At 60.2% G+C, this 17,981-nt stretch carries 16 protein-coding genes; 2 read left to right on the top strand and 14 right to left on the bottom strand.

From position 1 onward, the window contains the following. Positions 1–398 precede the first annotated feature (398 nt). The 3 genes from HMPREF2635_RS05565 to HMPREF2635_RS05555 all read right to left on the bottom strand — a co-directional run bounded on the left by HMPREF2635_RS05565 (position 399) and on the right by HMPREF2635_RS05555 (position 4,647). Positions 399–956, bottom strand: coding sequence for a GNAT family N-acetyltransferase (locus HMPREF2635_RS05565; protein WP_046648354.1), 558 nt, complete (start codon positions 954–956; stop codon positions 399–401). A 916-nt stretch (positions 957–1,872) separates the two neighbouring features. Next, the gene (locus HMPREF2635_RS05560; RefSeq protein ID WP_070821390.1) at positions 1,873–3,645 is read right to left on the bottom strand and encodes an ATP-binding protein; all 1,773 of its coding nucleotides are present in this window, start codon (positions 3,643–3,645) and stop codon (positions 1,873–1,875) included. Between the two features lie 141 nt (positions 3,646–3,786). Beyond that, positions 3,787–4,647, bottom strand: a complete 861-nt coding sequence (locus HMPREF2635_RS05555; protein ID WP_046648352.1) for a sulfurtransferase — start codon at positions 4,645–4,647, stop codon at positions 3,787–3,789. A gap of 289 nt (positions 4,648–4,936) precedes the next feature. On the opposite strand from HMPREF2635_RS05555, the gene HMPREF2635_RS05550 reads away from it, so the two are divergent. Next, positions 4,937–5,995, top strand: a complete 1,059-nt coding sequence (locus HMPREF2635_RS05550; protein ID WP_046648351.1) for a Cj0069 family protein — start codon at positions 4,937–4,939, stop codon at positions 5,993–5,995. A 209-nt stretch (positions 5,996–6,204) separates the two neighbouring features. Continuing rightward, positions 6,205–7,506: a DUF4282 domain-containing protein gene (locus HMPREF2635_RS05545; protein WP_070511466.1), complete on the top strand. Its 1,302-nt coding sequence runs from the start codon at positions 6,205–6,207 to the stop codon at positions 7,504–7,506. A gap of 246 nt (positions 7,507–7,752) precedes the next feature. Here HMPREF2635_RS05545 and HMPREF2635_RS05540 read toward each other — a convergent pair whose 3' ends face one another. From HMPREF2635_RS05540 to HMPREF2635_RS05490, 11 genes are all read right to left on the bottom strand, one after another. Continuing rightward, positions 7,753–8,169: a DUF3151 domain-containing protein gene (locus HMPREF2635_RS05540; RefSeq protein WP_070511468.1), complete on the bottom strand. Its 417-nt coding sequence runs from the start codon at positions 8,167–8,169 to the stop codon at positions 7,753–7,755. 130 nt (positions 8,170–8,299) lie between these two features. Beyond that, positions 8,300–9,574 carry an MFS transporter gene (locus tag HMPREF2635_RS05535; protein WP_070516001.1) on the bottom strand — a complete coding sequence of 425 codons (1,275 nt, stop codon included), beginning with the start codon at positions 9,572–9,574 and terminating at the stop codon, positions 8,300–8,302. Positions 9,575–9,886: 312 nt separating this feature from the next. Beyond that, the gene (locus tag HMPREF2635_RS05530) at positions 9,887–10,477 is read right to left on the bottom strand and encodes a Maf family protein (protein WP_070509489.1); all 591 of its coding nucleotides are present in this window, start codon (positions 10,475–10,477) and stop codon (positions 9,887–9,889) included. A 4-nt stretch (positions 10,478–10,481) separates the two neighbouring features. Next, complete coding sequence (locus HMPREF2635_RS05525) at positions 10,482–10,676, bottom strand: acyl-CoA carboxylase subunit epsilon (protein ID WP_046647024.1); 195 nt, start codon at positions 10,674–10,676, stop codon at positions 10,482–10,484. A gap of 9 nt (positions 10,677–10,685) precedes the next feature. Continuing rightward, the gene (locus HMPREF2635_RS05520) at positions 10,686–12,017 is read right to left on the bottom strand and encodes a carboxyl transferase domain-containing protein (protein WP_070515999.1); all 1,332 of its coding nucleotides are present in this window, start codon (positions 12,015–12,017) and stop codon (positions 10,686–10,688) included. Between the two features lie 59 nt (positions 12,018–12,076). After that, the gene (locus HMPREF2635_RS05515; protein WP_046647022.1) at positions 12,077–13,690 is read right to left on the bottom strand and encodes an acyl-CoA carboxylase subunit beta; all 1,614 of its coding nucleotides are present in this window, start codon (positions 13,688–13,690) and stop codon (positions 12,077–12,079) included. A 235-nt stretch (positions 13,691–13,925) separates the two neighbouring features. Beyond that, entirely contained in the window at positions 13,926–14,189 is a 264-nt protein-coding gene (locus HMPREF2635_RS05510; protein WP_046647021.1) for a hypothetical protein, read from the bottom strand. 161 nt (positions 14,190–14,350) lie between these two features. Further along, positions 14,351–15,853, bottom strand: coding sequence for an alpha-amylase family protein (locus tag HMPREF2635_RS05505; RefSeq protein WP_070515996.1), 1,503 nt, complete (start codon positions 15,851–15,853; stop codon positions 14,351–14,353). Continuing rightward, positions 15,850–16,035 carry a hypothetical protein gene (locus tag HMPREF2635_RS05500; RefSeq protein WP_049156366.1) on the bottom strand — a complete coding sequence of 62 codons (186 nt, stop codon included), beginning with the start codon at positions 16,033–16,035 and terminating at the stop codon, positions 15,850–15,852. Before HMPREF2635_RS05500 ends, HMPREF2635_RS05505 begins: the two co-directional genes overlap by 4 nt. Beyond that, entirely contained in the window at positions 16,035–16,856 is an 822-nt protein-coding gene (locus HMPREF2635_RS05495) for a carbohydrate ABC transporter permease (RefSeq protein ID WP_049156365.1), read from the bottom strand. The genes HMPREF2635_RS05500 and HMPREF2635_RS05495 overlap by 1 nt, the downstream gene beginning before the upstream one ends. Continuing rightward, positions 16,853–17,830 (bottom strand): carbohydrate ABC transporter permease, encoded by a 978-nt coding sequence (locus HMPREF2635_RS05490; RefSeq protein ID WP_070509492.1) that lies wholly within the window; start codon positions 17,828–17,830, stop codon positions 16,853–16,855. Before HMPREF2635_RS05490 ends, HMPREF2635_RS05495 begins: the two co-directional genes overlap by 4 nt. Positions 17,831–17,981: the final 151 nt, after the last annotated feature.

Raw genomic sequence — 17,981 nt, 5'->3', positions numbered from 1 at the left:
TGCGGTGGGGTGGGATTTTTCCGCACTGCATTGGCCTAAGTCAGGAGGGCGTCCCTCTTAAAAGGCATCTGGCAGAAGGCATCTTTGGGTCCAAAAACGCCATCTGCAATGAGTAAAAGGCGTTTTTAGCCGTGAAAACGCCTTTTGGCAGATGCCTTTTACCAGACGCCTTTTGGCAGATGTCTCCAGCACGTCGATGGAGGCATGCAGACGTTGTGCGTTGCGAGGGGTGCGAAGAAGGTAATCCGTTTCGCGAAGATACGTGCAGCGTTCTACGGAAACGGTCGTTGTGACCCGACCTAGGTTATAGGCGGGTGAGCAACGTCGCTCTTGGCGCTGCCGTCGGCGCGCCGACGAAGGTGTCGAGTATAGTCGACACCCTTTGTCGGCTTGCGGTACTAGAAGCGCTTGAGCATCACGTGGGCATCCGGGCGGCCCGGGACGTCGATGTCGACAAAGCCCTCGGATTCATACAGCTTGCGGGCGCCGGTGTTCTCCGGCTCAATCCACAGCGAAATCGCCGGGGCTTGCTGCGCCTCGGCGAGGTCGCAGGCGTTGCGCAGGAGACGTCGCCCAGCGCCGAGGCCCCTGTAGCGGGACTCCACAGCAATGAAGAGCTCGGGGATATCCTCCGGGTCGAGGTCGGTGGCCCATTGGGACTCATCGAAAGGATCGGCCTCGGGGTTGCCGGTGTAGGCTGCGCCCTTCGCTTCGGTGGTGTAGTAGCGCAGCCACGCACCACCGACGGGAACGCGGTGGCTGGAGACTGCGATGACGCCGCCGTCGACGTGCGGGGACCATTCATCGACGTACATTCCCACGTCAGGTGTGTGGAAATCCCCGATATGGGCGTCCTCGTCACCGAGGACATCGGCGAGGAAAAGGAGACGGGAGAGGTAGGTACGGTCGTGCTCCTTGGCCAACCGTACGCCGAACTCGGAATCGTTAACGCTCATGCCTTTCGAGGCTACTTGATCTCTGAATTTAGCTACTCACAGAGTGGCTCGAGGGGCGTTGGTGGATTCTCTATGGTCCAGAGAAGAGTACTCGTGGCGGTGGTGTGGCGTGTAACTCGCGGGTTCAGTAACTCCTCGACTTTCAAGATCGAGCGGAAGGCGTGAATAGCCTCCCTGCGACGTCGTGAGCTTATGAATGGCTCATTGTGGGCCGCGCGGTTTCTGACGCGATTGATTCGCGCTAGATGTTGTTCGACTTCCTTGCGGCGTGTGTGCGGCTCAAATGCCTTGTGCAGCGCAGGAATCCACAACAATTGCTCATGAGCTGCGTCTGTTAAGTGGCGCCAGAATCCAAAGGGGAGCTCGGCGACTAAAGCTCCTGGACTGACATGCTTCGTATGATTGCGTCGCAGAGCTTCCGCTATTGATTGCCGGTTCTTATCGTTCGAATCTATTTGTACTCCGTCGCGCATTCGGTGGAGAGGTGCATTCACTGGTGACTTGGGATCTATAAGCCAATGCTGGTCCCCCAGCCACCACCGTTCCAAAACAGTGTTATAAGAGTTTCTGAGCAGAACTTCGGCGTGTGAGGCGTCGTGGAGAAATGCCATCGCGACGCTGATGTTCCATTCATATAGTGCTAATGCGGCTTCGCCGTCTTGATGAGCAGCATGAAGAAATGGCTCCCAGCGCGGTGTTGAGAGCCATTGCGTAATCCACTGGCTATCCTGATGCGCCACTGCTGCATCCCCCCGGAGCGACAAGTCAGCACCCCGGTAAGTAGTACTCAGCAGGTCAGTGACCCAGAGCAGAGCTCCACCGGGGTATCACGTCATAGAGTAATTAACTGTGCTAATCGAGGCAAGGTTTCTAGCAGTTTTGTACTGCTCTCTGTCGGCAGGGAAGCGTTAGCGAACTACTTGATCTCCAGAATCGGCTCGCCCTTGTTGATCTGCGTGCCGGTGGATACCTTGAGGTCGGTCACGGTGCCGGACTTGTGGGCCTTGACGGGGTTTTCCATCTTCATGGCCTCGAGGACGACGACGACCTCGCCCTCTTCCACTTCCTGGCCTTCCTCGACAGCGACCTTGATGACGCTGCCCTGCATCGGCGCGGTCACGGTGTCACCGGACACGCTTGCCGACGCCCCCTTGCCACGACGCTTCTTCGACTTCTTGCGCTTGCTACCACCGCCCAAGAGCAGGTTGCCCGGCAGGGCCACCTCGATACGGCGGCCGCCCACCTCGACGACGAACTTCTGGGCCGCCTCCTGCTCTTCGTCCTCGGGTGCTTCGGCGGGGTCGGTGTATGCGGGAAGCTCGTTGACCCACTCTTCCTCGATCCACTTGGTGTAGACCGTGAAGTTGCCGTCCTCGGCGGTGAAGGCGGGATCGGTGAGGATGGCCTGGTGGAAGGGGATAACGGTGGGCAGGCCCTCGATGCGGTACTCAGCCAGGGCGCGGCGTGCGCGCGCGATGGCGGTGGCACGATCCGGTCCCCAGACGATGAGCTTGGCCAGCATGGAGTCGAACTGGCCGCCAATAACGGAACCTTCGCGCACGCCGGAATCCATGCGCACACCCGGACCGGAAGGCTCGGAGTAGGTGACGACGGTTCCAGGAGCCGGCATGAAGCCCGCGGCGGCGTCCTCGCCGTTGATGCGGAACTCGATCGCGTGGCCGCGCGGGGCGGGATCCTCGGAGATGGAGAGCTCACGCCCCTCAGCAATGCGGAACTGCTCGCGCACCAGGTCGAAGCCGGTGGTCTCCTCAGTAACGGGGTGCTCCACCTGGAGGCGGGTGTTGACCTCGAGGAAGGAGATGAGTCCGTCCGCACCTACGAGGTACTCCACGGTACCGGCGCCGTAGTAGCCGGCCTCGCGGCAGATGCGCTTGGCGGATTCATGGATGGAAGCACGCTGCTCATCGGTAAGGAAGGGGGCAGGAGCCTCCTCGACGAGCTTCTGGAAGCGGCGCTGCAGGGAGCAGTCACGGGTGCCCATGACGACGACGTTGCCGTGCTGGTCGGCGAGGACCTGGGCCTCGACGTGGCGGGCCTTATCCAGGTAGCGCTCGACGAAGCACTCTCCGCGGCCGAAAGCGGTAACGGCCTCGCGGGTGGCGGATTCGAAGAGGTCCTTGATCTCCTCGCGGGTGTGCGCGACCTTCATGCCGCGGCCACCGCCGCCGAAGGCGGCCTTGATAGCAACGGGGAGGCCGTGCTCATCGGCGAAGGCTTCGACTTCTTCTGCGCTGGCGACGGGATCCTTGGTGCCCGGTGCCATAGGAGCATCAGCGCGCTCGGCGATGTGGCGGGCGGTGACCTTGTCACCCAGCTCCGCGATGGATTCCGGGGACGGGCCGATCCAGATCAGGCCGGCGTCGATGACGGCCTGAGCAAACTCGGCGTTCTCGGAGAGGAAGCCGTAGCCGGGGTGGATGGCGTCGGCGCCGGATTTGGAGGCGGCGTCGAGAATCTTGCCGAAGTCGAGGTATGACTCCGCGGAAGTCTGGCCGCCGAGTGCAAAGGCTTCGTCGGCAAGCGTGACGAATGGGGCATCGGCATCGGGCTCGGCGTAGACCGCTACGGATGCAATGTTGGCGTCGCGAGCCGCGCGGATAACACGGACCGCAATCTCACCGCGGTTGGCCACGAGGACCTTGGTGATGTTCTTGGTTTCAACTGCCACGGCAGGAACCCTCCTCCATGATTTGTGATAGGACTGCGTACTATTCTTGCACACCAAAACATGAGGATACCTTCACATCTTGGTTTCGTGTCAAAAAATAAACCCGCACCAGCGCGGATGCGGGCTTATATCGGCGTGTTGCTAGCGCTCAACGGGCATGCGAACCATGTTGCCCCATTCTGCCCACGAGCCGTCGTAGACACGGGGTGCCTCGAATCCGAGCAGGTACTTGAGGACGAACCATGTGTGCGCGGCTTGGGCTCCGACGTGGGAGTAGAGGACGGTTTCCGTTGCCGGTTCGAGCTCGCCGTAGTTGACCTTCAGCTCGCTGAGCGCGCGGAAGCAGCCGTTCGGGTAAATCGCGCGGTCCCACTCGAGGTTGATGGCGCCGGGAATGTGGCCGTGGGTCATTGTGGTGCCGTAGGCGGACTCGCCGGCTCCAGCCTTGTGGGCGGCCTCGCCACAGAACTCCTCTGGGCTGCGGGTGTCAACCACCGTGGCGGAGGAGTCACGCAGCTCGTCGACGAAAATGCGCGAGGATTCCTCGCGGGAAACCTCCGGGTAGGAGGAAGCAGAAGGCTCGGGGACCATGAAGGAGGTGTCGCGTTCTTCGGACATCCAGGCGTCCCGTCCACCGTCGAGAAGCCGCACGTCCTCGTGGCCGTAGAGCTCGAAGACCCACAGCGCGAAAGCAGCCCACCAGTTGGACTTGTCGCCGTAGAGGACGACGGTGTCGTCGCGCTCAATACCCTTGGAGCGGAGGAGTGCGGTGAAATCCTCTGCGCTGATAATGTCCCTCGCTGTGCTGTCGAGCAGCTCAGTTTGGACGTTGATGCGGATCGCGGTGGGGATGTGGCCGATGTCGTAGAGGAGTGAGTCCTCATCAACCTCGATGACGTGGAGGCCGTTGATGCCCAGTCGCGCGGACAGCCACGGTGCGGACACGAGGCGCTCAGGGTGCGCGTATTCCTGGAAAGGGGGATTCGGGTCGAATTCGGCCACGGTCCACCTGCCTTTCTCGTTGAGGGGGAACGTTCGGTTCAACTCTAGCGTGCTGGGCGGACATGTGGTCACGGGGGAGGCGTATTTGTGGTGTTGGATACATTTCTTCTGCAGTTAGCGCTGCTGCACGTTCACTGGTTATAACAAGCGTGCAGGTCAGCGGCCAAAAAGTGCGGTACGCTTGCTTTTTATGCCTTTTCGGGGGTGCTTTTCTAGGTGAGCGCGAGGGTCCAACCTGGGTTATTTTAAGAAGTGACACTCACTAACCCCCTAGTGGAAGGGAATCACTGTGCACAAAGCAATCGTCGTCTTCGAGGTTGAGGGCGGATCCGATAAGCAGATCAACGGACACCGTAAGGACACCATGCCGATCGTCGACTGCATCAAGGATGCAGGTTGGCACGCCGAGGTCGTGTTCTACCGCCCTGAGTGGTCCGAGAAGCTCTTCGAGTATGTATCGGAGAACTTCGATGCCTACATCTCCCGCGTGAACCCGGGCAACATCCCGGGCGGTGAGAAGGGCTACTTCGATCTGCTCACCAAGGTGTCCGAGGCCGGACTGGTCGGCATGTCCACCCCGTACGAGATGATGGCCTACGGCGCTAAGGATGCCTTGGTCAAGCTCAATGACACGGACCTGGTTCCGGCTGACACCGCCGCCTACTACGACGTCGAGTCCTTCCACAAGACCTTCCCGACCTCGCTGTCCTACGGTGAGCGCGTGCTCAAGCAGAACCGTGGCTCCACCGGCTCCGGCATCTGGCGCGTGCGCCTTGCCGACGAGAAGCTGGCCGAGTCCGTCGAGCCGGGCACCGCACTGCCGCTCGACACCAAGATCAAGTGCACCGAGGCTGTGGACAACCACACTGAGGAGCGCGAGCTCGGCGAGTTCATGGACTTCTGCGACCAGTACATCGTGGGTGACAACGGCATGCTCGTGGACATGCGCTTCATGCCGCGCATCGTCGAAGGCGAGATCCGCATTCTTCTCGTGGGCCCAGATCCGGTCTTCGTGGTGCACAAGAAGCCGGCCGAGGGCGGCGACGCCTTCTCCGCCACCCTGTTCTCCGGTGCCAAGTACACCTACCAGAAGCCGGAGGAGTGGCAGGAGCTGGTCGACATGTTCGCTGACGTCCGCCCGGTCATCGCTGAGAAGCTCGGTGGCGACAACATCCCGCTGATCTGGACTGCGGACTTCATGCTGGCTGATGGTGAGAATGGTGAGGACACCTACGTCCTTGGTGAGATTAACTGCTCCTGCGTGGGCTTCACCTCTGAGCTGGACATGGGCATCCAGGAGAAGGTGGCTGCTGAGGCCATCAAGCGCGTGGAGGCCAAGCACGCCTAAGCGTGTTGCTGCGCACTAGCCTTTGAGCACAAGCTTGTGATTGTTCCCCCGCCTGCGGCGGGGGAACTGTCGTTTTCTGGGGCGTGTTCCCCAAGCCGCGCTGCCGGTGAGCGAGATCTCAGGTACGTTCGGAGGGGTAAAAATTACGCCATTGTAGTGCTGTAGCGCGCTGCGAATTTCGATGATTCTCCGAAAGGTCTAACGAAAAAATGACGAACCCCAACCAGTTTGGTGAGAACGGCGATAACAGCGATAACCACGTCAACGGGTCCAACGGTGAGAACGCCGGGAACAACGGTTACAGCAGCTTCGGCGGTTACGATAGCTCCCAGTCAGGCAACGATGACGCTGCGTCCGCGTGGGGTAGCCAGGCATCGAACTCCGGTTTCGGCTGGGGTGGCCAGGCAGGATATGGCGACTACTCCGAGGGCTCCGCCGACTCGTCTGGATTCGGTTATTCCGCTCCCCAGGGTGCGCAGCCGGATGCTGAGAATCGCGGCTTTGACGCGTCCGGTTCGGGCTTTAATGCGTCCTCCGATTCCGCCGCGGACTCGGCCTATGATTCGGCGAAGAACAGCACGGAGTCTGGCACCGAGCACTCTTCCAGCTCCTCTGTCCCTGCTTCCGAAACCTTCGGCGGGCAAGATTCCCAAGCCTCTCACGGTACCTTTGGCGCTTCCTACGGCTCGTACAATGCCGACAGCGACGCGGGTGCGGCGCAGAACTCCAGCGCCGAGCACAACGCTGGCACCGATCACAATGCTGGCGCTCACAATGCTGGCGCTGATCACGCTGCGGACTCCGTGAACTCGAACCAAAGCTATGGCGGCCAGAACTACGGTAATCAGGGCTACGACAACCAGGGTTATGGCAGCCAGGGATTTTCTAACCAGGGCTATGGCTACGGCACCCCGTCGGAGTCGCACCAAGACCATGGCTTTGGTCAGCAGTCGGGAGAGGGCTTTGGAACCACGGCTTCCCACTCAACCTCCGGCTTTGGTGGCTACCCCCAACAGAACCAAGGATTTGGGGCACAAGGCCAGCAAGGTTTCGGCGCCCAAGAACAGCAGGCTTTCGGCACGCAGGATCAGCAGGGCTTTGGTCAGCAGAACAACTCGCCCTTTGCCGCCTCCCCGCAGCAGGACTACCCACAGCAGAATTCACAGGGCGGCAGCCCCTCCAAGGGCGCTGGCTTCTTCAAGGCGCTGTTTGACTTCTCCTTCAATGACTTCGTCACCCTGAAGTTCTCCTCCTTCATCTACCTGCTGCTCGTCATCGTGGCAGGGGCAGCATGGGCGGGAATGATCCTCTTCTCCTTCTTTGCTTTCACTGACAGCTTTCTCATCGGAATCTTGACGTTCCTGGGCGCTGTCATCGGTGGCGGAATCGCGTTCCTTTTCTACGTCATTCAGTTCCGTTTGATCTTGGAGTTCTTCGTGGCGAACATCCGCACCGCGCAGAACACCGGAGACCTTGTCTCTCAGGCGGATGGCGATAGCGATAAGGAATAGGTGGTCTCACGCGCTGCGCTTTTCGCAGACACGCTAATCCCGCGGCCTCACATTCGAGGTCCGCGGGATTTTTACATGTAGGAGGGGCTGTCTGAGAATTCCGGTAGCCACCACAGTTGGTTTCAGTCGTATGGTTCAGGTCAGATGGTTCATGTGCCCCCAAACAAACCATCTGTGGCCTCCTAGATGGTTTACTTGCCCCCAACTAAACCTTTTGAGTAGAACCAGGTGACTAGAACCATGTGCTTAATCCAGTAGCGTAGCGACGCACTCGGGGTCGGCATCGGAGAGCATCTGGCGGATGCGGTCATATTCTGCGTCCTCACCGATGGCCTTCGCGGCATGGCCCAGTGCGGCAATCGCGCGCAGTACGCCTTGGTTTGGTTCGTGAGAGAAGGGGACAGGGCCCCAGCCCTTCCACCCATTGCCGCGCAGGCGGTCGAGGCTGCGGTGGTAGCCGGTGCGCGCATAGGCGTAGGCGGTGATGAATGCGGTGGGCTCAGCGCCCTTGTTCTTGTCTAGTTCTTGCTCCGCCAGCAGCGCCCAGAGCAGCGGGGAATCTGGGTGGGCGACAATTCCCGCGGTGAGATCAGCGGTGCTGTCAGCACCCGGATCGGCGGGCAGATTGATGGGTGGGGGAGCGAGCATGTCTTTCATTTCCATGCCGCCCCACTCTAGCCATGTGGCAGTGAGGCCACCAGAGGGGGCGAGCTTGGATACGACTAGTCGAGGCTAAGGCTGGGGTCCGACTGGCGCCGCGAAGGCTTTGAAGCGTTCGTATACGTCATAAGGGTTACTCGAGAACTGGGAGGGAATTGAACTCGGTTGCTTTAGGTAGTGCGCGTAAGACTGAACCCGCCACTATCAAGCAAGAGATAACCGAGCACAGAACACATAGTGCCATGCTTGCCTGAAAACCAATTGCAGAAAGAAGAACGCCTGCGCTGGTGGAGGCGATGATTGGAAGTAGTCCCATCATTAGGCGTGCTCCTGCCGAGCACTTACCTATCTTTTCAGGGGGTGCAGATAACGCAAGTAGTCCACCAGAGTACGAGTTACATGCGATCGAGGGAATGACGATGAAAAATGCTGCGACTGCGATAAGCGGCCAATAATGGGAAAACACGAGAAGAAATATGTACCACATTAATTCCCAGAGCATGGTTGCTCGGATTATGTTTCTTCCAGGTAATCGCTTGATGAGGTGGTCCTGAAAAAATCCTCCAACAATCATGCCTAGGGTAAACATGGTTGAAGTTAAGCCGATTATCCAGCCATCAACTTTAAGATAGGCCAACCATAGATCTATGGACGCGATGAGGAAAAAATTGGCAAAATTCGAGCATAAATCGATGCTGAAAATTGCCCGGAGCACCGGATATTTCCAAATCCAAGCCAAAGAATATTTGCTATCGGACCAGAACTCTTTAAATGAATATCTTGGGCCGCTGATTGTTTCACCTAGGTTTGCATTGATGCTCCTTGAAGCATATACGGGACCAAGCCCTGACAGGGCTTGCGTAATAAAAGGAATAACCGGGGCGAGTCCGTAAAGGAGGCCTCCCAAGGGTAATCCGACCATCCAGATAATGTTGTCTCGAGTTTGGTTACGGCCCTGTGCTTGGACAAGTAGATTCTCTGGGATGATGAATCTTAGAATGGCGTTGGTTAGCCCTCCGAAGGTGCCTGTAATCATCCCAGCAAAAACGCTGAAGAAGAATAAGGAGATGAAGGCGAATTTACCCAGGCAGAGGAGTAGGGAAAAGGAAGACCAGATAGCAATCTGACTCAGGCCGTAAAGGAGAAGCAGATTCTTCTTATCGAAGCGATCAATGATCATTCCGGCTGGGATGGTCATGATCATGGAGCCAGCTGAGCTTGCTGCTCCGATGAGACCTGCTTGGCTTAGACTTCCAGTGAGGTAGAAGCTCGCAAGTGAAACAGGGATGGCAATGAGGGATGAGCCTAAAGCGCTTGTTGTGTCGGCGAAGAACCACCGTAAGTAATCGGGATGACTCTTGCGTACAATAGTCCAAAAATTTCCACCAGTAGTATTGTGATCTTGCATCGGTTCTCTCTATGTTTTGACAACCGCGACTGGAAACTCATGCGCGCAGCATGAACCCAGCGTCGGAATTTCGAGGTAGACAATTCTCTCGGCGGTGAAATATTGACCCGTCGAAAGCAGCGGTGTGTCAAATAGAAATTACTGATGCAGCAATGAGGACATGGTGTACTCCAAATTCCTTACTTAAGCTCTGTGCGAGTTCCTGAAGCGATTTAAAACCTGTAGATTGCAGGATCTAATTCCGCTCTCTCGCATGCAGTGAAATGTGAATCACATAATATCGGTGATTAAAAATCCAGTCAATAGGTTTGATTAAACCCAGAAGCCGGAAACGTTGAGCCCAAAGGAATACAGCGCGCGGCGCAGCACCGGCAGCGAAAGCCCGATGACGGAGGAAGGATCGCCCTCAATGCGGTCGATGAACCAGCCGCCGAGGGCTTCCAAGGTAAAGGCGCCGGCGCATTCCAGCGGCTCGCCGGTGCGGGCGTAGGCCTCGATATCGGCGTCCGAGGCCTGGGCAAAGTGCACCGTGGTGCGTGAGGCTTCAACGAAGCGCTCCTCGCCGTAGAGCACGCAATGTCCGGTGATGAGTTCCGCGGTACGCCCGGCCTGCGCGTGCCAGCGTTCCACGGTGGCCTCGGGGGTGTGGGGTTTGCCTTGGAGGGAGCCGTCGAGAAGCAGCATTGAATCCCCACCCACCACGACGTCCTCGGGATAGTCGGCAGCAATGGCCTCCGCCTTAGCAGTAGCCAAGGCACAGACGATTTCGGCGGGCTCAGCACCCGCCAGGCGCTCCTCGATGGCGCGCTCGTCCACGTGAGCCGGGGCGATGACGGGTTCCACGCCCGCACCCCGCAGGATGGACAGGCGGGAGGGGGACTGGGAGGCCAGAACCAGGCGCATGCGCTTAGTAGTAGCGGACGTTGCGGAAGGCGGACGGGTTGAATACGTCACCCGGCTGTCCCCACAGGTCGCGCTCAGAGCGGGTATCGGCGGCCTTGGCGCGCGCCTCAGAGTCGAGCTGGCTGAGCACCGTGGATAGGGCCGCCACCTCAGCGTCGGTGGGGTTGCCGCGCAGAACGGTAAACAGGGAAGCGGTCATTGGACACCTCTACAAAACGATATTGCCGTGCTTCTTCGGCAGGGTCGGAATAATCTTGCGATCCAGCAGGCGCAGGCCCTCAATGAGGGAGCCACGCGTGGCTGCCGGGGTAATAACGGAATCGACGAGACCGCGCTCAGCGGCCTGGTACGGGGTCAGGTAGGCGGCGGCCTCCTCCTCGCTCAGCTCTAGCTCGGAGGCCAGTGCGGGGGCATCGGCCACGGCGATCTCGGCCGTCGGCCACGCATAGGACAGATCCGCGCCGAGCTCCTTGGAGCCGAAGGCGATGTATCCGGTACCGTGCGCGCGGCGGACGATGACGCTGATCTTGCCCACGCTCGCCGCGGAGTAGGCGTGCACCAGCTTGGCCAGCGCCGCCTTCTCCACGTCCAGTGCCGGAGTATCGACGAACTCGATGATGGGAGTATTGAAGGCATCGCAGAGGCGGATGAAACGCGCGGCCTTGGCGGCAGCTTCCGCGTCGAGGGTGTCGCGGTTGGCGATGAAGCCCACCGTGCGGCCCTCCACGCGGCCGAAGCCGGTGAAGACACCGCGCACCTGGGCGCCGAGCTCGAAAACATCCTCACAGGTGGCGGTGACCACGTCGGCGAGATCGACGGCGCCGTCATCGCCCACGAGGGTATCGAGGGCGTGGTCGGCGTCGGTGATGTTCTCCTCCACCGAACCCGACACGATGGTGGCCTCGGTGCGGGGAGCGGCGGCACGGTTATTGGAAGGCAGGTAGGAGAGCACGCGCTTGGCGACGCTCACCTCGTGCTCCCCGTCCGCCTGCAGGTCACCGTCCGGAGCGATGACTACATCGGACAACGCGGCTACGAGCGAGGCCTCCTTCGAGTCTGCGTAGACCGCCGTGACCTGCGGGATGAGGCCGGAAGCGGTGGTAGCGCGGGCCAGGATGCGGGCCTGCATGGCGGAGGAGACGATGCCTTCCTGGGCGCGGGGCTTGTCGCTGGCGACGAGCGCGACGATGGGCACGCCGGTCTTAATGGCGAGGTCGTAGAGCTTGGTGACCTTTTCGCCGTAGACCTCGCCCATGGTGCCGTCGAACAGCGAGGCGTCCTGCGCATAAGCGCAGACCTTGCGGCCGTCCACGGTGCCGAAACCGGTGACGACACCGTCGGTGTAGGGCCGGACGTGCTCGCGGCCGAACTCGGTGGAGCGGTGGCGAGCAAGCGCGTCGGTCTCTACGAAGGATCCGGCATCGAAGAGCGCCTCGATGGCGCTGCGAGCCGCAGGGACCTCTCCCTGCGGCGCACGGGACTCGGTGAGCTTGGCGCTGAGGTCCTCGATCTTGCCAGCGGTCGTCTTCAAGTCAGTCATGGGACACTAGTGTAATACAGTGCGTCTTCTGTACTAATCTGTGCCGATCCGAGTGCGCGTTAGAGCGGGATGTTGCCGTGCTTACGCGCCGGGCGCGCGACGTTCTTGTCGGCGAAGAAGCGCAAGTTTTTGGCAATTGCACTGCGGGTTTCGGAGGGGAGAATGACGGCGTCGATAAGCCCGCGCTCCGCTGCCTTATACGGGTTGAGCATGTGGTCTTCATACTCGCGCTCGAAGGACTTGGTCAGCTCAGCCACGTCGAGGCCCTTTTCGTGGGCTGCCTTGATCTCCTTGCGGTAGATGAAGCCGACGGCGCCGGCTGCGCCCATGACGGCGATCTGGGCGGTGGGCCACGCCAGGTTGACGTCCGCGCCGAGGCCCTTGGAACCCATCACGCAGTAGGCACCACCGTAGGCCTTGCGCAGGGTGACGGTGATCTTCGGAACCGTGGCCTCGGCGTAGGCGTAGAGAAGCTTGGCGCCGCGGCGCAGGATGCCATCGTGTTCCTGATCGGCGCCGGGGAGGAAGCCGGGAACGTCGACCAGCATGATGATCGGGATGTTAAAGGCATCGCAGGTGCGCACGAAGCGGGCGGCCTTCTCGGAGGAATCAATGTCGAGGCAGCCGGCGAAAACCTGCGGTTGGTTGGCCACAAAGCCCACGGTCTGGCCCTCGATGCGGCCGAAGGCGGTCACCACGTTATCGGCGCGATCAGCCTGGATCTCCAGGTAATCGCCGTCATCGGTGAGGGTTTCGATGACTTCCTTGACGTCATAGGGCTGGTTCGGGGAGTCCGGGATGATTTCATCCAGCAGGAGGTCATTGGCAGTCTCTTCGCCCAGCTCCTCGTAGGGCTCAGCCGGTGTCAGCTGGCGGTTATTGGAAGGCAGGTAGGTCAGCAGGTCGTGGACCCAATCCAGTGCTTCCTCGTCGCTAGAAGCGGTGTAGTGCGAGGTGCCCGACTTGTGCATGTGGACTCCGGCGCCGCCGAGTTCCTCTTGGGAGATCTCCTCGCCGGTGACGGTCTTGATGACGTCGGGCCCGGTGACGAACATCTTGGACTTCTCATCCACCATCACGACGAAGTCGGTCAGCGCAGGGGAGTAGGCGTTGCCGCCGGCGCAGGCGCCCATGATGACGGAGATCTGCGGGACGACGCCGGAGGCCTTGACGTTTTGGTAGAAGGTCTTGGCAATCCAGTCCAGGGAGACGGCACCGTCCTGGATGCGGGCGCCGGCGCCTTCGTACAGGCCGATGAGTGGACGACCGGTAGTGATGGACAGCTCCATGATCTTGATCATCTTCTCGCCGTAGACCTCGCCGAGGGCGCCTCCGAAGACGGTTCCGTCCTGGGAGAAGATGCAGACCTCGCGGCCGTCGATGGTGCCCCAGCCGGTGACGATGCCGTCAGTGACCGGGCGCTTCTTGCCCATACCGAAGTCCGTGGTGCGGTGCACGGCGAGCATGTCAGTCTCGACGAAGGAACCTTCATCGAGGAGGTAGTCCAAGCGATCCCGGGCGGTGAGGCGGCCCTGGGCGCGGACCTTTTCGTGGGCCTGTTCGCCCATGGGCTGCGCCGCTGCTTCGCGACGCCTCTTCAGTTCAGCGATCTTGCCTGCGGTGGTGTCGGCGCTCAGGGAGTCAAGCTCCGACAAATGTGAGGAAATAGTCATGTTTCGACAGTGTAGAGAAGTTTTGTATAGGAATGTATAGCGGCACGCGGGTGATTTCTCTCACAGTTCACGTTTGTGCAGGTGAATGGTGGTGTAAAAGGTGAGGGAATCCTCGCATACGGCGCGTCGGGTGCATGTGGGTCAGTGTAGTGGGTGTGTAGTGAGGGGCGTCGAAAGGTGACTCAATGAAAAAGCCTCGCCCCGTAAAAGGGGGCGAGGCTTAGGTTATGTGGTTTTATTCGGGGGTGTCTGCCAGCCAACCGAGGCTGTAGAGGAAGAGTTCGGCATCTACGAGATCCTCTTCCTTGGGGAAGGTGCCCGTAAGTGTGGCGTAGGACTCTTCGATGTCCGTGTGGGTGGCTGGGATGAGACCGTGCTTGAGCAGATCTTCAGCGATGTGCGACACCAGTGGCGCCGGGTGCACCGTGTCAAGGTTGATTCCGGTGGCACTCTTGAATTCGTTAGTGATGGCGGAAAGGAATCCGGTCAGGGTATTCATTTGGCTCACCTCTCTATTTCTTGTCGTAATGATGCGGCTGTCCGCATCATGGGGTTGAACCAACTATATAGGTAAAATCCTCCAAAAGCTAGCTTTCATTCACGGCGAGTTAACTTTTAGTTAACCTAGCGGGAAATGTGAGGTGAGTTACGAAGTGTCTTTTAGGCCTCTACAGGCAGCCAAGCGTAGCCATAGGGGCCCAGCTCCACAGGGCCTAAGTCGACGGTCTGATCCGTGAAGTTGTGCAGGCACAACAACTCACCGCGCTGGAATCCCAGCACGCCCGCATAGCCGGTCTCTACGGCCTCAAAGGGCGCGGTACCGAGCTCCGGATGTGCCTTACGCTGCTGGATCAGCCCGCGCAGGCGGTGGAGGAGCGAGTCATCGTCGGCAAGCTGCTCCTCTACCGAAACCCCTACGCCGCCGACGATGGGCCGGCGCGGGTGGGCGGACGTAGTGAAGCCTGCACCCTCGCCCGGCTCCCACTGCATGGGCGTGCGCACAGCATCGCGGTCAGGCAGCTCGGGGGCATCGTTCATCCCAATCTCATCGCCGTAGTACAGAAAGGGAGCGCCCGGCAGGGTCATGAGTAGTGAATAAAAAAGCTCAATCTTGCGGTAATCATTGCCCAGCAGCGGGGCAAGGCGCCGCGCGATGCCCACGTGGGCGCGCATCTGATCATCGGGCAGGTAGTGCTCGTACATGATCGCGCGCTGGTCCGCGTTGACCATCTCTAGGGTCAGCTCGTCGTGGTTGCGCAGGAAGGTTCCCCACTGGCAGCCTTCGGGCAGTTCCGGAAGCTCCGCCATGATGTCGTAGACCGGTGTGGCATCACCCAGCGCCAGCGCCTGGTAAAGCCGCGGCATCACTGGGAAGTTGAAGACCATGTGGAAGCGGTTGCCCGTGCCGTAGAACTCCATGGTTTCCACCGGTGGCTGGTTGGCCTCCGCGATCATGATGGCCTCGGGGTAGTTCTCGTTGATGAAGGCGCGGACCTTCTCCACAAATTCGACCGTCTCCGGCAGAGACTCGCCGCCCAGTCCATCGCGTTCGTAGAGGTAGGCGATGGCATCGAGGCGGAAGCCATCCACCCCCTTGTCCAACCAGAAGGAGAGGATCTTGAAAATTTCCTCGTGGACTTTCGGGTTGTCGTAGTTCAGGTCCGGCTGGTGGGAGTAGAAGCGGTGGAAGTAAAACTGCTTGCGCTCCGGGTCCCATGCCCAATTCGAGGTCTCCGTATCGGTGAAGATGATGCGGATCTCGGGGTAGCGCAGGGGATCATCGCCCCACACATAATAGTCCCCATAGGGCCCTTCCGGATCGGTTCGGGAGGCTTGGAACCACGGGTGATCGGTAGAGGTGTGGTTAAACGCGAGATCCGTCATGAGGCGCATGCCGCGCGCGTGGAGCTCGGCGACGAGCTCGTCGAAGTCCTCCATCGTGCCGTAGTCAGGGTGGATGGAGTAGTAATCGGCGATGTCATAGCCGTCATCGCGCAGCGGGGAAGCATAGAACGGGGAAAGCCACAGGCAGTCAACGCCAAGCCACTTGAGGTAGTCAAGCTTCTCAATAACCCCGCGCAGCGTGCCCACGCCTTCGCCGGTGGTGTCCTTGTACGAGCCCACGAGGGCTTGGTAGAAAATGGCGTTGTCGTGCCAGCTCATCGGAGATCCTTCCGTTTAGCCCGCCACAGCAGATACTCCGCCAGGCACAGCGCGCCCGCGAGGAGCCCCGGCCAGATGGCGGGGGAGGGGTGAAAAAGATTGAGAACTGCCTGCACCAGCGCCAGGAAGGCGAAGAAGCCAACGAATCCCAGCGCGGTGTCCCACAGCAGTGCGCGGCGCATTAGGCCTTAACACCTCCGGCGGTGAGGCCGGCGACGATGCGGTGCTGGAAGATGAGCACCATGATGATCAGCGGAACAGTCACCAGCGCGCCCGCAGCCATGGTGGCGGCGTAGGGGTACTCGAAGGCTGAGGGGCCGGAGAAGCGTGCGATGGCCACGGTCACCGGCTCGGTGGCGGTGGTGGAGAGCTGCTTGGCCAGCATGAACTCGTTCCACGTGGTGATGAAGGCGATGATAGCCGTAGTAAACAGTGCCGGCGCAGCCAAGGGCAGGAGCACCAGGCGGAAGGCCTGACCGCGGGAAGCACCGTCCACGCGAGCGGCCTCCTCCAGTTCCCAGGGCAGCTGGCGGAAGAAGCTCAGCAGCGTGTAGACCGTCAGGGGCAGCGCGAAGGAGATATTCGGGATGATCATCGCGCGGTAGGTACCGATCCATTCGAGGTTGCCGAAGAGCTGGAATAGCGGGGTTACCAGCGCGATGGCCGGGAACATCGAGGCGGCCAGAATGATGCCGGTGACAACGCCCTTACCCGGGAAGTCATAGCGCGCCAAGGCATAGGCGGTAAACACGCCGATGAGGACCGCCACCGCGGTCGTGGCCAGGGAGATGAGCAAAGAGTTCCCTAAGGCATTGAGGAAGTCATTGCCCTTGTCCGTGGCTAATGCATCCCGGAAATTATCGAGGGTCACATGCGTGGGCCACGGGGTGGTGTCGAAGGTATGGGACTTGTGCCGCAGGGCGGTGACGACCATCCAATAGAAGGGTGCGAGCCCCCAGAACATGATGAAGAGGATGCCTAGGTAATGGCCGATCTTTTTCATGACTTCTTCTCCTTCTTCTGGCGGGCAGTACCGGAGACATCAGCGCCGAGGAAGCGCACCAAGATGAACGCGACGGTGAAGATAAGCAGGAAGATGAGCGTGGACAACGCGGAGGCCGAGTTGAAGTGGCCCTGGCGCATGTCCTCCACGACGAGCTGGGAAATGGTCGCTGTCGGGGAGTTGGAGGAGGCCGAGATCATGATGACCGGCAGGTCGTACATGCGCAGTGCATCCAGCGTGCGGAAGAGGATCGCCACCATGAGCGCCGGGCGTACCAGCGGCAGGGTGATGGTGAAGAAGGTTTGGATGCGCGAAGCGCCGTCCACGCGGGCGGCATCGTAGACATCGCGCGGAATCATCTGCAAACCAGCCAGGATGAGCAACGCCATGAAGGGGGCGGTCTTCCACACGTCGGCGATAATCACCGCGAGACGGGCATAGAACGGGTCTGTGGTCCACGCGATGCGCGTGCCGACGAGCGCGTTGACGATGCCATCCGGCGCGAACATGAACTGCCACAGCTTCGCGGTCACCGCGGTGGGGATAGCCCAGGGAACCAGCACTGCCGCGCGCACGAGGCCGCGACCGCGGTACTCACCGTTCATCACCAGCGCCATGAACATGCCCAGGATGGTCTCCAGGGCAACCGTGACCACGGTGAAAAAGAGAGTGATCTTCACAGCCGGCCAGAAATCGGTGGCGATGACACCGTCAGGGCACGCGGTGGCCTGGCCAGTGGCTGACATGCAGCGATTGGTAATCCAGTAAAGGTAGTTCTCAAGGCCGGCGAAGGAGCCTTCCTCGAACACACCCGTAGTCGGGTTCAGCCGTTTGTTGCCCTGGAAGGACAGCATCACAGCGCGCACAATGGGGTAGCCGATGACCACAGCCAGCGCTATCAGCGCCGGTGCGATGAGCGCGGCCACACGCAGGTACTGTCTGCGGGGCTGCACGGTAGGCGGTGCTCCAGCCATGCGGTGCCTGCCTTTCTAATTCATAGGGGGAGAAGGGGTTTAACGGGGGTTGGGGAAATCATAGCGGGTAGCCCGGACTTCCTCTGGGAGAAAAGAGCCCGGATCGCAGAAGGAGGCGCGGGCAAGTCACGTGGACTTACTCGCGCCCCCA

The organism is Corynebacterium sp. HMSC035E02, assembly GCF_001836065.1.
Classification (GTDB): domain Bacteria; phylum Actinomycetota; class Actinomycetes; order Mycobacteriales; family Mycobacteriaceae; genus Corynebacterium; species Corynebacterium hiratae.
The sequence above is the reverse complement of the archived record's forward strand: the minus strand, read 5'-3'. Positions and strand labels throughout refer to the sequence as shown.

Excerpts from the sequence above, each read along its gene's own strand:
- HMPREF2635_RS05535 (WP_070516001.1), bottom strand. The coding sequence starts at position 9,574 with ATGCAAGATCACAATACTACTGGTGGAAATTTTTGGACTATTGTACGC.
- HMPREF2635_RS05520 (WP_070515999.1), bottom strand. The coding sequence starts at position 12,017 with ATGACTGACTTGAAGACGACCGCTGGCAAGATCGAGGACCTCAGCGCC.
- HMPREF2635_RS05530 (WP_070509489.1), bottom strand. The coding sequence starts at position 10,477 with ATGCGCCTGGTTCTGGCCTCCCAGTCCCCCTCCCGCCTGTCCATCCTG.
- HMPREF2635_RS05515 (WP_046647022.1), bottom strand. The coding sequence starts at position 13,690 with ATGACTATTTCCTCACATTTGTCGGAGCTTGACTCCCTGAGCGCCGAC.
- HMPREF2635_RS05495 (WP_049156365.1), bottom strand. The coding sequence starts at position 16,856 with ATGAAAAAGATCGGCCATTACCTAGGCATCCTCTTCATCATGTTCTGG.
- HMPREF2635_RS05525 (WP_046647024.1), bottom strand. The coding sequence starts at position 10,676 with ATGACCGCTTCCCTGTTTACCGTTCTGCGCGGCAACCCCACCGACGCT.
- HMPREF2635_RS05500 (WP_049156366.1), bottom strand. The coding sequence starts at position 16,035 with ATGCGCCGCGCACTGCTGTGGGACACCGCGCTGGGATTCGTTGGCTTC.
- HMPREF2635_RS05505 (WP_070515996.1), bottom strand. The coding sequence starts at position 15,853 with ATGAGCTGGCACGACAACGCCATTTTCTACCAAGCCCTCGTGGGCTCG.
- HMPREF2635_RS05545 (WP_070511466.1), top strand. The coding sequence starts at position 6,205 with ATGACGAACCCCAACCAGTTTGGTGAGAACGGCGATAACAGCGATAAC.
- HMPREF2635_RS05540 (WP_070511468.1), bottom strand. The coding sequence starts at position 8,169 with ATGGAAATGAAAGACATGCTCGCTCCCCCACCCATCAATCTGCCCGCC.
- HMPREF2635_RS05565 (WP_046648354.1), bottom strand. The coding sequence starts at position 956 with ATGAGCGTTAACGATTCCGAGTTCGGCGTACGGTTGGCCAAGGAGCAC.
- HMPREF2635_RS05490 (WP_070509492.1), bottom strand. The coding sequence starts at position 17,830 with ATGGCTGGAGCACCGCCTACCGTGCAGCCCCGCAGACAGTACCTGCGT.
- HMPREF2635_RS05510 (WP_046647021.1), bottom strand. The coding sequence starts at position 14,189 with ATGAATACCCTGACCGGATTCCTTTCCGCCATCACTAACGAATTCAAG.